Source organism: Paraburkholderia lacunae (assembly GCF_003353175.1).
In the GTDB taxonomy this organism is placed as follows: Bacteria; Pseudomonadota; Gammaproteobacteria; order Burkholderiales; family Burkholderiaceae; genus Paraburkholderia; species Paraburkholderia lacunae.
Genome location: NZ_QHKS01000001.1, coordinates 376,667 through 390,903, shown reverse-complemented (window position 1 = coordinate 390,903; position 14,237 = coordinate 376,667). Strand labels below are relative to the sequence as shown.

The following is a 14,237-nucleotide window of genomic DNA, read 5'->3' as shown; positions in this document are numbered from 1 at the left end:
CAACCTCCTGTGTGACGACTCCTCTACCAGCGGTGCGCGGTTATAGAAGTAAATGCCGTGAGGTGATTTTCCGACCTTGATGGTGTTGACGAGCTTTAGCGTCTTCATATCGATGACGCCGACGTAGCGGGTGAACCGGAAGGTCACCCACAGGTATCGCTTGTCGGGCGTCAGTTCCATGTCGTCGGGGCCCGGCAGCAGACCGGTGATGGTCCCAACGTTGGTTAGGTTGTTCTGGTCCAGGATGCTGATGGTGTTACCGACCCGGTTCGACACCAGAATGTGCTGCCCGTCGACGAGCGACCGGAAATTATGGGCGCCCTTGTCCGTATGAATGGTCTTCACGATTTTGCGCGCGCGCCAATCGATGACGGCAACGTAGTCAGCGCCTGTCATTCCAATCAGTAGATATTTGTCCCCTGGCGTGAGCCAGAGACCCGCCGGCGCTTTGCCGACCGGCATCTTCCAGAGCAACGTTTGCGTAGCGAGGTCAATTGCCGCGACCTCGCCTGAGACCTGCAACGTGACGAAAACAATCTTGCTGTCAGCCGAGAAAATCATGTGGCTTGGCATCGTCGCCAGTGGCACGCGTTTGGCCAGCGTGAAGTTCTTTCCGTCGTAGTGGTAGATGTCGACCCGGTCAAGCCGCAGGCCGTTCGTGACGAACCATTTCCTATCGTACGAGAAGCCGAGCTGGTACGGGTCTTCGATGTCGGACACCCACCTTTGAACCTTGCCAGACTTCGGGTCAAGAAAGACGAGATTGTTGGCCACGGAGTTCGCGACAATCAGCGACTGATTGTCGGGGGTCACCATCAAATGGTGGGGCTCTTTTCCGACGGGGAAGGTATCGACCACCTTTTGCGTTGCTTCATCAATCAGGCTCACGCTCGCGTCGGCCGAATTCAGCACGATAACGTTTTCAGCATGAACGGGAAGCTGAAACGCGAACATCACAAGTAAGGCGCAAAAAGGGAACCGCATTTCAGCTATCTCCGTGGGACGATGTGGTTACGCGTTGACCGTCGGGTGAAATCCTGCCGCCCCAATCACAGCGACCAGACGTTCTGGCCGCAACGCTGAATCGATTTTCACGATTTTGGTGGTGACATCGATGTCGAGCCTCGCTGCCGGGTCGACCTTGGTGACGGCGCGCGTAATCGAGTTGGCGCACCCGCCGCATGACATATCCTTAACCTCGAATTCCATTTTTGCCTCCAGTAGCAAATTAGCACCCTTAGCATGAACCTTCCCATGGTAGGAAGGGCAAGTGCCTGCGTGGCACGCCTGCTGCTGATTCGCGTCCGAACCGCCTAGACAGCGACAGGACGGGGAAAATACAGGGTGAAAGTCGTCCGTTCGCCGTAGCTTGCGACGTCGACCTTCCCCCGATGCAGTTCCATGATGGATTTCACGATAGCAAGGCCGAGGCCGGCATTTCGGGCTGAACCGTGCCGTGACGCGTCGACTCGATAGAAACGTTCAAAAATCCGGTCGACGTGTTCCGGCGCAATCGCATGTCCCTGGTTCGTCACTTCGACGACTGCATACCCCGGCGAATCAAACAAGGACAGTTCGACGGAGGACCCAGCGAAGGCATGGTCGAGTGCGTTTGAAATCAGATTGCTTACGGCGCGCCTGAACAAAGTCCCATCCGCAGCTATCCAGGCATTCCCTTCAACAGCGATTTGCACGCCTGCCTCTTCGGCGAGACCCTGAAAGTAGGACGCAAGGCGGCGCAATTCGCTTGCCGCATCGAACTCTGCGACCTTGATGAGCTGTTGCGCGTTGTCTGTGCGTGCGAGGAACAGCATGTTTTCAATCATTCGCTGCAGTCGCTCACACTCTTCGATATTGGAATCAATGAGCGCTTCGTACTCTTCGGTGGTTCGAGTACGTGACAGCGTGACCTGCGATGAGCTGATGACGTTGGCGAGAGGCGTGCGCATGTCATGCGCAAGGTCGGACGAGAACTGCGAGAGTCGGACGAACGCGCGCTCGAGCCGGTCGAGCATGCGATTGACCGAGAACGCGATATCCTGAAGCTCAATTGGCCCTCCCTCAATGTCGAGCCGCTCGCTCAGATTGTGAGCTTCAATCCGTGAAGTTTGGCGCCCAATGCTTCTAACCGGTGAAAAACCGCGCCGGGCAACCGCGTAGCCCAACGCCCCGACCAGTGCCGCGCCGACGGCCACGGCAAGCCAGATATCTATCCGATAGCTTTCCAGCAAGGACTGGCGGTCGGCCGCCGCGCGAACGAGCAATACCCGAACCGAATCGCCGGACGGTAACGTTTCATCGGCAAAGACACAGCGGGATGGACCGATGCCAGGCGGCTCACAGGCATACGGTGCATTCGGGCGGTGGGCAGCTGGCGTAGTCACCAGGTCGAACGACGACCGGTCCGAATGCTGAAGCAGGACGGCGCCCTGCCGGTCGAATATGGCGAGATAGACGCCCGGGTGAGACAACAGCACCTCGTGGAACACGGACGGGTTATGGCGCACGTCCTGCGCTGAACCGGCGTCTCGTGCCAGCTGTAGAAACTGGCTGAGCTTGCCGGTGATTTCGATGTCATCGCGTCGCTGCAACTCATTCGACAGCGCGTTGTACAGAAATGCACCTGTCAGCGCGAAAACCAGAATGGCGGCCGCTGAGAAAGCTAGCGTTAACCGTTTCAGTAAGGAATACGAGCGGGGACCGGTTGTCACGGCCGGTCCTCGAGCACGTAACCCATGCCTCGAACCGTGTGCAGCAACTTTTTATCAAACGAGTTATCAATCTTGGCGCGCACGCGCTTGACGGCAACGTCGACCACATTCGTGTCGCTGTCGAAGTTCATGTCCCAGATTTGCGACGTGATGAAGGTGCGCGTGAGGACCTCACCCTGCCGCTCCGCAAGCAACTGAAGCAGTGCGAACTCCTGAGCGGTAAGGTCAATGCGGGTTCCACCTCGGTGTACCCGGCGCTTGATAAGGTCCACCTCAAGGTCTGCTATTACCAGCACGTCGCGAACGCCACGCGGCGCACGTCGCAGCAGCGAGCGAATGCGCGCCAGAAACTCCGCGTAGGCGAAGGGTTTGGAGAGGTAGTCGTCAGCGCCGAGCTCGAGTCCCTCCACCTTGTCTTCCACTGTATCTCTTGCCGTCAGCAGGAGCACCGGAGTTTGCTTCTGCGCCCTCAGGCGCCTGAGTACCTCGAAGCCGTTCAGTTCCGGGAGCATCACGTCGAGCACGATTAAATCGAAGTTCTCGTGCAATGCGAGAAAGAGACCGTCTTTGCCGTTGTCAGCGATGTCAACCGTGTAGCTCGCCTCCGTAAGTCCCTTGCGGAGGTAGGAGGCCATCTTCGGCTCGTCTTCGACTATGAGTATCCGCATGGCAAGTATTGTCGGTATGCGCTAGCCGCCAGTTGAGACACAAGGAGTCCGGTGCTCGCAGCGTAGTGGGCGAAGGATGTACCGAAAATGACGGCAAAATGACATTTTTTTCATCTTCCGCCTGCCTGAAAATTTAGTCATCTTGCGGCCACGCCTTCGTCACGTACTCGGAGGTAAGGTTCTGCTCGTGTCCAGGGCCCAGCCGCTGCGACCTCAGCACGTCTGGGTTACACACCGACACATTCCTGACCATACAGTCTTTGTAAGCTGCGTGCTAGACTTCGAAACCATGTCTTATTGGCGCAAACTCTTCGTCATCGTGCTGCTGATACTGAGCCTTCCGGTTCAGTCATTCGCGGCCGTCTCCATGAAGTGCGAGTATTCGCATTTCGGGAGCGACGGTGCGTCCGCGCAGCATGCAGATGCCGATGAGGCCACTCACAGCCATCATACGCATGGTGTGATGATGGCCGAGGGCGACCATCACGGCCATCATCACGGCGACTCGCATCATGCGCACTCTTGCGCAACATGCGCTTCCTGCTGTTTCGGTGTGGGTTTGCCTGCCGTCCCGACAGTGGCAACGCCCGCCACCATAGCTCACTTAGCGGTTCCGCTTCCTCCCTCGGCCGACGTCGTGTCGTTTCTGACTAGCGGCATCGAACGACCTCCCCGAACCTCTCTCGTCTAGTCCTTTGTCGCGGCCTCAGGCTGCGATGCGCAATTTCGCCCTGATGGTCGTGCGTCGGCCATCCAGGTGACTTACGACGAGAAAAATCCATGCGAATGTTTATCGCGGCGCTGTTCAGCGCGGCGGCATTGTTGCCGGCGCTCGTGCACGCCACCACCACAGTTCCTGACCCGGCCGACGCTGCCGCATCGGTTCCGGCGGTCAGTGTGCCGTCTGCCTTCGCGGACTACCAGCCATACCGGGACAAGAAAGCGCCCACCTGGCAGGAGCTCAATCAGGCCGTGACGAGTTCATCGGGGATGAAAAGGATGAGCCACGGCGCGATGCCGACTGGCAGCACCGACGCTAAAAACAACGAACACAGCTCCAAACACGAGGGACCGGCGAAATGACCTCGCATTTCTTTTCGGGCGGCCGCATCGTTGCTGTTGCCAGCGCGCTGGTGTTTCTCGCCGGCTGCACGACGTTTTCGAAGGACGGCGGCTTCAATACCGTTTCGACGACCGCTTCCGAGCGTCTCGGGAAAGACGCCGTACTGGTGAAGACCGACGAAGAACGGGACGCTGTCGCAAAGCGAACGCAGGAACTGCTTTCCAGGCCACTGAGCATGGATGACGCAGTCCAGATTGCGCTGCTGAACAACCGGGGCCTGCAGGCCTCGTACGGAGAGCTCGGCATTTCCGAGGCGGACCTGGTTCAGGCCGGACGGCTCCCGAACCCCGGCTTCAGTTTTAGCCGCACCCACGGGGGCAACGACCTGAGCATCAACCGCACGTTCACGCTCGGATTGTTGAACGTGCTCACACTGCCGCTGGCGACGCGCATCGAGAGCCGTCGCTTCGAGCAGACCAAGCTTCTGGCGGCAGATGCGATGCTCAAGGTAGCCGCTGACGCACGACGGGCCTATGTCAACGCGGTGGCCGCCGAGCAGGCTGCGGCGTATGCCGCGCAGGTGAAGGATTCGGCGGAAGCTGGTGCCGAACTGGCGTTGCGGATGCAGCAGGCCGGCAACTTCAGCAAGCTCGATTACGCGCGTGAGCAGGCTTTCTATGCAGACGCAGTGGCTCAACTGGCGAAAATGCGGCAGCAGTCTGTGTCCGCGCGGGAAAAGCTTACGCGGACGATGGGCCTGTGGGGTGCCGGGACGCAGTACACGCTTCCCGACCGCCTGCCTGACCTTCCCAAGACCCGGCCTGAGCTGAACGACCTCGAGAGCTTCGCGATGCAGAACCGACTGGACATCCAGGCGGCGAAGCTGCAGACGCAGAGCGTCGCGTCTTCGTTGGGTCTCAGCAAGGCGACGCGTTTTATCAACGCGCTCGACGTCGGATATCAGAACAATTTCACGACCTCCGACGGTCATGAGCAGGGCTACGAAATCAGCGTCGAGATTCCTGTCTTCAACTGGGGCGGCTCGAAGGTTGCGCGCGCCGGAGCGATTTACATGCAGTCGGTCAACCGTGTCGCCGAGACCGCGATTAACGCACGGTCTGAAGTCCGGGAGTCCTATTCGGCCTATGTAACCGACTACGACGTCGCGAAGCACTACCGCGATGAAGTCGTGCCAATCCGGAAAACCATTTCGGACGAGCTCCTGCTTCGCTACAACGGCATGCTCGCGAGCGTGTTCGAACTGCTGTCGGATTCGCGCGACCAGGTCGGCGCGGTGAACAGCTATATCGATGCGTTGAAGGACTACTGGCTCGCGGAGACCGACCTGCAGCAGGCAGTCGGTGGCCGTCTCCCGCCGCTCGCGGTGGCTTCGGCGCCATCCGCGCCCACGACGCAACCGGCGTCGTCTACAGATTCAGAAGGTAAATGAAATGGTGTCACGTCGAAAATTTCTCGGCGGCTCGGGGGCCGCTCTGCTCGGCGCAGCATTGGTGAGCAAGGCTGGTGCTGCGTCGCTGCCTGAGGCGCCCACGATGGCCAAGGCCACCATGCAACCGCCGCTCACGCCTCCCAATGGCCGTCCGTACACGCCCGTTGCCACGCTGAACGGCTGGTCGCTGCCGTGGCGCATGAAAAACGGCTGGAAGGAATTTCACCTGATTGCTGAGCCGGTCGTTCGCGAAATGGCGCCGGGCATGAACGCGAATCTTTGGGGTTACAACGGGCAGGCACCGGGCCCAACCATCGAGGCAGTGGAAGGCGATAAGGTCCGCATCTTCGTGACCAACAAGCTGCCGGAGCACACCACCGTTCATTGGCACGGGATGTTGTTGCCGTCGGGCATGGATGGTGTCGGCGGCTTGACGCAACCGCATATTCCTCCGGGCAAGACTTTCGTCTACGAATTCGAGCTTGAGAGGCACGGCACCTTCATGTATCACCCGCACGCGGACGAGATGGTGCAGATGGCGATGGGGATGATGGGCACGTTCATCGTTCATCCCAAAGACCCTGGCGTCATGCAGGTCGACCGCGACTTCGTGTTCATCATGTCCGCGTATGACATCGACCCGGGCAGCTTCACGCCACGCGTCAATGAGATGACCGACTTCAACATGTGGACGTGGAATTCGCGGGTCTTTCCGGGCATTGACCCGTTGCCGGTACGTGCCGGAGACCGCGTGCGTATCCGGTTCGGCAATCTGACGATGACCAATCACCCCATCCATCTGCACGGCTATCACTTCGAGGTCGCGGGCACGGATGGCGGATGGATTCCGCCGGCCGCGCGCTGGCCTGAGGTGACCGCCGATGTCGCGGTCGGCCAGATGCGCGCCATCGAATTCACGGCAAACCGGCCCGGCGACTGGGCGTTTCACTGTCACAAGTCACATCACACGATGAACGCGATGGGGCACTCCGTACCGAACCTGATTGGCGTGCCGCAGAAAGACCTCGCGAAGCGCATCAACAAGCTAGTGCCGGACTACATGGCAATGGGCAGCACAGGCGGTGCGATGGGCGAGATGGAGATGCCACTGCCCGACAACACGTTGCCGATGATGACCGGCACCGGCCCATTCGGCCCGCTGGAGATGGGCGGCATGTTCACCGTGGTGAAGGTTCGCGAGGGACTGGGGCGCAAGGACTATCGCGACCCAGGCTGGTTCAAACACCCCAAAGGAACAGTTGCCTACGAATACACCGGCGAGTTGCCGGACAGCTGATTTTGATTCCGCCGGACACATTGCCCGGCTCGTTTTTGTCTTTTAAACACTGGAGAAAGCATGATGAAGAACGTATTTGCATCGATTGCAATTGGCTGCGCACTGGCAATTTCAGCCTCGGCCTATGCGGCTGGCGAAATGGGCAACATGGACATGAGCGGTAGCGGCGCCAAGCAGGCTGGCGAGGCAAAGGCCGGCATGTCGCATGGGGAAATCAGGAAGGTCGACGCGGCAGCCGCAAAGCTGACCATCAAGCACGGCCCGCTGGAAAACCTGGGGATGGACGCCATGACGATGGTGTTCAGGGTCAAGGACCCGGCAATAATTTCGCAGGTCAAGGTCGGCGACAAGATTGATTTCGTCGCTGAAGAAGTGGACGGTGCACTGACAGTCACGAAGCTGCAGAAGAAGTAACGAATCACGGGGTGTTGCATAGGCAACACCCACTTTGACTATTCGGGATGCGCAAGAACATGAAAACCTTTACCCGCAAACAACTCATGGGTCTGGCTACGGCAGCCGCCATCGCATTCATGCCCGTTGCAGCGTTAGCACACGGGAAGCTCGAAAATGCAGTGCCCGCGTCCGGCAGCACACTCGATACCGCCCCCGACTCGCTGCGGCTGACGTTCAACGAAGACCTGGAGTCAACTTTCAGCACGATGAAAGTCTCCGATTCGACCGGTGCTGCCATAACCAAAGAAAAGGCCAAGGTAGACGCTTCCAATCCACGCGTGCTGACGATTGCGCTTCCGAAGCTGTCGTCCGGCTCTTACTCCGTGCAGTGGGCTGTGATGACACATGATGCGCACAAGACCAAGGGCACGTACACGTTCCAGGTGAAGTGATGAATGACGGTCTCCTTGGCACCCTGCGGCTGACGTTCGTTGCCCTGCAAAACCTGGCCTTTGCGGTTGCCGTCGGCACGCTACTCAGCGACCGGTGGCTTGCACGCAAGACGTCCCCGTGGCAGGCGAGTGTAAGCCGTCGGCTTGTCAGCGCTCTGCGCATCGCATCCATCGGTGCACTCCTGTGCAGTACGTTCGCCTTCTGGATTCATTGTGCATTGATGAGCGAGTCCACGCTTCTGGAGGCAGGATCTGCGGTTCGCTCGATGCTGGTGGAGACCGGCTTTGGTCACGCCTGGCTGGTTGCCGCCGGGTTGATGCTATGCGTGGTCGTTCTTTCTTTTATCCAGGCCGGGAAATCAATCCGGTTTTCTATGGCCATCTGGTTGGGGCTAGCTGGTGTCGCGTTGGCACGCAGCAACGGAGGACATCCAGTCGATGCTGGCTGGTTCAGCCTGCCTGTATGGGCAGACTGGGTGCACCTTCTCGCCATCAGCGCTTGGGTGGGGCTCGTGCTGGTTACGACCTACGTTGTTGCGCCGCGGTTTTTCAACGTTCCGGGCAGCGAACGCGTCAATAGCGCGGCGTATATCCAGTCTTTGTCGGATGCGGCAACGCTTGCGCTGGTTATTCTTTTTGCCACAGGCGCCTATAACGGCTGGCACGGTGTCAGGTCGCCAGGCGGCCTTCTGGAATCGGGCTATGGACAGATTCTGTTATTGAAGCTCGCGCTGGTGTTCGTGGCTGCCGCGCTCGGTGGACACAACCGTTTCTTCGAAATGCCCAAGCTGCTCGCATCATTGAAGAATGCCTCGTCAACGCCACCGGTGAAGCCACTAAAGCGCTTCGCCGCAGTGTTGCATATCGAATCGGCGGTACTGGCTGGGGTACTGGTCGCCGCCGCGGTACTCGTGTCCAGTCCACTACCTGGTACGTCGTAGTCCGTTTCTCACGTCCACGCAGATGGTCACCGCCGCGGGGTCAATAAAGTCTGCATCCTGCTTCGATTGACTTCAGGCAAAGGCCATCTTTTACGGGACTCGACAACATGTCGGGTCCTTTTTTATTTCCCGTGCGTCGTTAGCGTAATTCGTGTTCGTGACTCCCGAACTGAATTCAGCATGTATGGTTCTGAAAATGTCGTTCGGATGGCTAAAAAGTCATTTCTGCGTCACGTTTCGTTCAGACGTCACTCTCCAGAATAGAAACCGTTCGGGATCAACTCTTATCGATTCCGCGTCGCTCTGGAGGAGTATATGAAGCTCAAAACTATCGCTGCCGCACTCATCGCTGCAACGCTTGGCACGTCCGCATTTGCCGATGCGGACCACGACTACCCTAAATCTACTGCTTCGACCACGTTACCGTCCTCGACCAGCGCCAGTCAGTCGACATCCAATGCGACGGCTCCGACCATCCAGCCACAGCAGCAAGGAAAAACCAGAGAGCAGGTAGTGCAGGAACTGATTCAGGCGAGACGCGATGGTCTGGTCCCTGCTGGTCACGCCGACTATCCGCCAAGTCAGGCGACGATTGAGCGGAATCGCGCGCGCATGAAGGCCACCCCTCCGACATGGGCCAATCAGCAGTAGAGCAATTTTTCCGAAAACGGCGGCGTCGCCTGAGGGTCTGGCGACGTGCGTACCGGTCAGCCTCGGTTGGGGACGCAGTGATAGTTTCTCTGGCACTACGAAGATGCAAATGGCATCAATAATCTGTGTACGCGTCATCGCAATGGCGACGGTTGTCGCCGTCCTCGCGGGCTGCACGAGTTCCGCTGTGCCGATTCAGGCAGCCGGCGCTAGCGACGAGGCTCCCGATTCAAGCTCGGGCAAGTCGCCGCAATTGCCGAAGTCGTATCCCTGTCAGAACCTGCACGTGAAAACATTGAACTGTCCACCGAGATAACGTCGGACGCGAATCACCGGCGCGCCATACCGACGCCAAGGTTGCGTCCTTTCCGCCCAGTCGCCAGTTGGTACCGGCTGTGTGCGATGAGCGACACAGGCAACAAATTCCGCAACCATGTACTCGGACTCGGCCATTTCCACCACTGAGCCCCCCGATTCCTGATTCGCCTTGCCCAGCACGTCGGTGCAACGCAGCGCACGGGAGTGGCGGGCGGAGTTTCGCCGTTTGCGGTTACAGCCGGCCGTGGTGGTGCGCAATGAACAATTGTTGCGCGACCACAGAGAATTTTTGAAGCGCGTCAAAGAGGGCGTCTAGCCCCCATCCGCACTACGCACGCCGGCATTCGCAGATTGTCTGCCGGCTGGCCCATGCACGGGGGCTCTTCACGCCATCATGTGCGGCGCATCAGGTGACCGAGTTCCAGCCCGGGTAAGTCCAGCTTTTCCATCGCCTGCACCAGCAGTTCGAAGGGCAGGCGCTTCTCGGCGCCTTCGTTGCGACCGTACCAGTCATCCGGCGCGTGTCCCAGGAGCTCTTCAATCACCGCGCCGTCGATGCCGGAGAGCTGTCCAAAGACCTTGAAGGTATGGCGGAAGCTGTGAAAGTCGAGCCGTGGGTCGGGGAGGCCGACATCGTTGTCAAGAAACTCGTTGAACCAGGTACTCCACATCGCCCCGAGCTGCCCATATTTATTGCGGCTGAGATGGGGGAAGAGCAGGCTGTCGGCATCCTGGGCCTGGACGTAGTCGAGCCATCCGAGGCGCACGAGCATGCGGTGAATGGGTACGTAGCGCATGGTGTTCCCCTCACCGGTCCGGTGCTCGCGTTTCGTGTCGTGCAGGTGCAGACACCACACGCCGGCGCGCTGCACGACGTCCCGGGTACGCAGGCGGCACGGGTCCTCCAGGCGCGCGCCAGTGTACAAGCCGAGCAGCGGTACCCAGAAGGCGGCCTCGCGTCCGCCCTTGCCAGGACGGTGGCCGTGTACGTACACGCGGGATGCGTACAGCCGGTTGAGTTCGTCGACCGTGTAGGCGTCACGCTGCGCGTCGGGGTTGGCGTCCCTGCGCACCGCCTTCCGGCTGTACTTCGTGCCGGTAAATGGATTCGTGCTGAGCATCGTCAGTTTCTTCTTCATTGCGATGGTGATAACGGGCGAAAGCAGCGAGATGATGGTGTTCACGCGGCTCCTGCTGACCTTTTCCTGCTCGAGGCACGCTGCCTTGAACTGTTCGACATGGGCCGCGGTCAGCGAGGACAGGGGGAGCGAGCCGACCAGCCGCTCGAACCGGGCGACCTGCGTCCTGACTTCGTCGGCCGTCTTGGGTTGCGGGGCCGCTTCGGCGACCCGGCCCTGCACGGCGGCGGACCACGTGTCGTTTTCGTCGACCAGCGGGGGAGTTCGGGGTCGGGCTGGCCGTTGCCCTCGTAACGGCGGAGTTCTTCGTCCAGCGTGTCGAGGCGCGCCGTCGCGAATTCCACCAGCAGCCGCCGGAAGCCGTCGGACGCCACGGGCAGCCAGACGCGCTCGAACGTCAGCAGTTCCTCGACCTGCTCACGCAGGTCGGCGTAGTCCTCTCCGGCGCGCGCGTCCTTCAGCTGTTCCACTTCCTGCCTGAGCAGGTCGAGGTGGGCGGCCTTGTCGTAGCCTTCCTCGGCCAGACGCTTTCGGGCAGCGGCCCGGGCTTCCTCGTCGGGCTCGCCCTCGGCAACCGGAATGTCCTTCGCGAGCAGCGCGACACGGTATTCCCGTTCGCTCGCGAGGGCGTGGGCACGATACCGCTCGAGCAGCCGAGGCAACTGGACGTCGGCCAGCGGGGTCCAGCCGGCGGGGCAGGCGGTCGGGTGGTACGGGTGGGGTTCGTCGTCGCCCGCGGGCCGCAGGCCATGCGGCAGCCAGTGCTCGCTGGCCGCGTCGGCTGCGGCCCGGGCCGGGGCGACCAGGCGTTCATATTCGAGGGCGGCCATCGGCAAGCGGGTGATGGCCACCTCCTTGCTGGGCGTCTCGAGGCTGAGCCAGAAATCCTTGCGTTGAAGCAGGGCTTGCAGCTCGAGCGGAATCTTGCGGCGGAAGTAGTAGCTCGACGAACCGCGGCGGGGGGTCAGGTAGGGGTGTTTCGCGGGGTACTCTCCTCAGGAAGGTAACAGAGGCGTGTAGCACCCGCTCCCGGAAAATCGCCCGCATCTAAAACGTTCGCCCGCTTTAGATGCGTAATGCGCCTGTTCGGGCGCATTGGCGTCGTTCCAGAACAAAAAAGCCGCTGCTTCGTGAGAAGCAGCGGCTTTTTCTTGCAACTGGTGGCGAATCAGGGACTCGAACCCCGGACCTGCGGATTATGATTCCGTCGCTCTAACCAACTGAGCTAATTCGCCGAAAGAAGCGAGATTATGCGGATGGGGCCGGAGGCTGTCAACCCCCGGGACCCAATTTTTTCAACTTAGCCGGTCCGACAAGGTTTTCAGTCGCGGGCGTAGATGTCCGAGTCCTTGGTTTCCTTGACGAACAGCATGCCGATCACGAAGGTGATCAACGCAATCACGATCGGATACCACAGCCCCGAATAGATGTTGCCCTTCGCTGCGACGATCGCGAATGCGGTTGCCGGCAGGAAGCCGCCGAACCAGCCATTGCCGATGTGATACGGCAGCGACATCGACGTGTAGCGGATGCGCGTCGGGAACATCTCCACCAGCATGGCCGCGATCGGCCCGTACACCATCGTCACGTAGATCACCAGGATCGTCAGGATCACCACGCTCATCGGCCAGTTGATCTGCGATGGATCGGCCTTCGGCGGGTAGCCGGCGGTCTTGAGCGTCGTAGCGATGGTCTTGTCGAACACCTTGGCCTGGTCTTTCGCGTCGGCGGCCTTGCCGTCATACGCATTGACCACGGTATCGCCAACCTTGATCTGCGCCACCGTGCCGGTCGGCGCCGCGACGTTCTCGTAGTTCAAGCCGGCCTTCGACAGCGCGCTCTTGGCAATATCGCACGACGTCGTGAACTTCGACGTGCCGACCGGGTTGAACTGGAACGAGCACTCGTCCGGATTCGCAATCACGACGATCGGCGACTTCGCGGTGGCGGTTTCCAGTGCCGGGTTCGTGTAGTGCGCGAGCGCCTTGAACAGTGGGAAGTACGTGCACGCGGCGATCAGCAGGCCGGCCATGATGATCGGCTTGCGGCCGATCCGGTCCGACAGCGAACCGAAGAACACGAAGAACGGCGTGCCGATCAGCAGCGCGATCGCGATCAGGATGTTGGCGGTGGCGCCGTCGACCTTCACCGTCTGCGTCAGGAAGAACAGCGCGTAGAACTGACCCGTGTACCAGACCACGGCCTGGCCGGCGGTCAGGCCGATCAGCGCGAGAATCACGACCTTCAGGTTCTTCCATTGGCCGAATGCTTCGGTCAGCGGCGCCTTCGAGGTCTTGCCTTCGGCCTTGATGCGCGCGAACACCGGCGATTCATTCAGTTGCAGGCGGATCCACACCGACACGCCGAGCAGGATGATCGATGCGACGAACGGAATACGCCAGCCCCAGACGCCGAACGCGTCCTCACCCATTGCCGTGCGCACGCCGAGAATCACCAGCAGCGACAGGAACAGGCCGAGCGTGGCGGTCGTCTGAATCCATGCGGTGTAGAAGCCGCGGCGTCCCGCAGGCGCATGTTCGGCCACGTACGTGGCAGCACCGCCGTACTCGCCGCCAAGCGCGAGGCCTTGCAGCATCCGCATCGCGATGAAGATCACCGGCGACGCAAAGCCGATTGCCGCGTAGCCCGGCAGAAAGCCGACCAGGAACGTCGACAGACCCATGATCACGATCGTGATGAGGAACGTGTACTTGCGTCCAACCAGATCGCCGAGGCGCCCGAACACGATCGCGCCGAACGGCCGCACCGCGAAACCCGCAGCGAAGCTGAGTAGCGTGAAGATGAAGCCTGCGGTCGGATTAACGCCGGAGAAGAAACTCTTGCTGATGAAGGCCGCGAGCGAGCCGGCCAGATAGAAGTCGTACCACTCGAAAACCGTACCCAGCGACGATGCGAAGATCACCCGCTTCTCTTCTCGCGTCATCGGCGCATGCGTGAGTTGCCCGCCAACGGTAGCCATATGTCGTCTCCAATATTGATTTATGCACGCGGTTCGCCGGCAAAGGCGTTCCCGTGGAACCGATTATTGGAGTGGAAACTTACGGCGTACTGACGTGGCGGGGTGAAATGATAGGGTGGGGTGATTCCGAGGGTTTTTGATAACGTCGTTCAACAAATGGCAAATTTCGCT

The 14,237-nt window shown here is 60.1% G+C and carries 14 protein-coding genes, 1 tRNA gene and 1 pseudogene; 8 read left to right on the top strand and 8 right to left on the bottom strand.

Features of this window, described 5'->3' with window-relative positions; translation table 11 throughout:
• Positions 1 to 27: 27 nt before the first annotated feature.
• From DLM46_RS01880 to DLM46_RS01865, 4 genes and pseudogenes are all read right to left on the bottom strand, one after another.
• A pseudogene (locus DLM46_RS01880) lies at positions 28 to 984 on the bottom strand (YVTN family beta-propeller repeat protein); the annotation flags it as partial.
• A gap of 27 nt (positions 985 to 1,011) precedes the next feature.
• Positions 1,012 to 1,209, bottom strand: coding sequence for a heavy-metal-associated domain-containing protein (locus tag DLM46_RS01875; protein WP_115098997.1), 198 nt, complete (start codon positions 1,207 to 1,209; stop codon positions 1,012 to 1,014).
• 104 nt (positions 1,210 to 1,313) lie between these two features.
• On the bottom strand, positions 1,314 to 2,711 hold the full coding sequence (locus DLM46_RS01870) for a heavy metal sensor histidine kinase (protein ID WP_115098996.1): 1,398 nt from the start codon (positions 2,709 to 2,711) through the stop codon (positions 1,314 to 1,316).
• Entirely contained in the window at positions 2,708 to 3,379 is a 672-nt protein-coding gene (locus DLM46_RS01865) for a heavy metal response regulator transcription factor (RefSeq protein WP_115098995.1), read from the bottom strand. Before DLM46_RS01865 ends, DLM46_RS01870 begins: the two co-directional genes overlap by 4 nt.
• A gap of 289 nt (positions 3,380 to 3,668) precedes the next feature.
• On the opposite strand from DLM46_RS01865, the gene DLM46_RS40025 reads away from it, so the two are divergent.
• From DLM46_RS40025 to DLM46_RS01825, 8 genes are all read left to right on the top strand, one after another.
• Positions 3,669 to 4,070 (top strand): DUF2946 family protein, encoded by a 402-nt coding sequence (locus DLM46_RS40025; RefSeq protein WP_115099266.1) that lies wholly within the window; start codon positions 3,669 to 3,671, stop codon positions 4,068 to 4,070.
• Positions 4,071 to 4,159: 89 nt separating this feature from the next.
• Positions 4,160 to 4,462: a hypothetical protein gene (locus tag DLM46_RS01855; RefSeq protein ID WP_115098994.1), complete on the top strand. Its 303-nt coding sequence runs from the start codon at positions 4,160 to 4,162 to the stop codon at positions 4,460 to 4,462.
• A complete protein-coding gene (locus DLM46_RS01850) occupies positions 4,459 to 5,892 on the top strand; it encodes a TolC family protein (RefSeq protein ID WP_115098993.1) in 1,434 nt (477 codons plus the stop codon). The genes DLM46_RS01855 and DLM46_RS01850 overlap by 4 nt, the downstream gene beginning before the upstream one ends.
• A gap of 1 nt (position 5,893) precedes the next feature.
• Positions 5,894 to 7,189: a multicopper oxidase family protein gene (locus tag DLM46_RS01845; RefSeq protein WP_115098992.1), complete on the top strand. Its 1,296-nt coding sequence runs from the start codon at positions 5,894 to 5,896 to the stop codon at positions 7,187 to 7,189.
• Positions 7,190 to 7,252: 63 nt separating this feature from the next.
• A complete protein-coding gene (locus DLM46_RS01840) occupies positions 7,253 to 7,603 on the top strand; it encodes a copper-binding protein (RefSeq protein WP_115099265.1) in 351 nt (116 codons plus the stop codon).
• A 59-nt stretch (positions 7,604 to 7,662) separates the two neighbouring features.
• Positions 7,663 to 8,037 carry a copper resistance CopC family protein gene (locus tag DLM46_RS01835; protein ID WP_115099264.1) on the top strand — a complete coding sequence of 125 codons (375 nt, stop codon included), beginning with the start codon at positions 7,663 to 7,665 and terminating at the stop codon, positions 8,035 to 8,037.
• Positions 8,037 to 8,978, top strand: a complete 942-nt coding sequence (locus tag DLM46_RS01830) for a copper resistance D family protein (RefSeq protein WP_115098991.1) — start codon at positions 8,037 to 8,039, stop codon at positions 8,976 to 8,978. The genes DLM46_RS01835 and DLM46_RS01830 overlap by 1 nt, the downstream gene beginning before the upstream one ends.
• A 315-nt stretch (positions 8,979 to 9,293) precedes the next feature.
• A complete protein-coding gene (locus DLM46_RS01825; protein WP_115098990.1) occupies positions 9,294 to 9,629 on the top strand; it encodes a DUF4148 domain-containing protein in 336 nt (111 codons plus the stop codon).
• A gap of 710 nt (positions 9,630 to 10,339) precedes the next feature.
• Here DLM46_RS01825 and DLM46_RS01820 read toward each other — a convergent pair.
• The 4 genes from DLM46_RS01820 to DLM46_RS01805 all read right to left on the bottom strand — a co-directional run bounded on the left by DLM46_RS01820 (position 10,340) and on the right by DLM46_RS01805 (position 14,066).
• Positions 10,340 to 11,131, bottom strand: a complete 792-nt coding sequence (locus tag DLM46_RS01820) for a site-specific integrase (RefSeq protein ID WP_133300291.1) — start codon at positions 11,129 to 11,131, stop codon at positions 10,340 to 10,342.
• Positions 11,132 to 11,196: 65 nt separating this feature from the next.
• Positions 11,197 to 12,054 carry a DUF6538 domain-containing protein gene (locus tag DLM46_RS01815; protein ID WP_341868568.1) on the bottom strand — a complete coding sequence of 286 codons (858 nt, stop codon included), beginning with the start codon at positions 12,052 to 12,054 and terminating at the stop codon, positions 11,197 to 11,199.
• Positions 12,055 to 12,244: 190 nt separating this feature from the next.
• Positions 12,245 to 12,321: transfer RNA gene (locus DLM46_RS01810), tRNA-Met, on the bottom strand.
• An 86-nt stretch (positions 12,322 to 12,407) separates the two neighbouring features.
• Positions 12,408 to 14,066: an MFS transporter gene (locus DLM46_RS01805; RefSeq protein WP_115098987.1), complete on the bottom strand. Its 1,659-nt coding sequence runs from the start codon at positions 14,064 to 14,066 to the stop codon at positions 12,408 to 12,410.
• Positions 14,067 to 14,237: the final 171 nt, after the last annotated feature.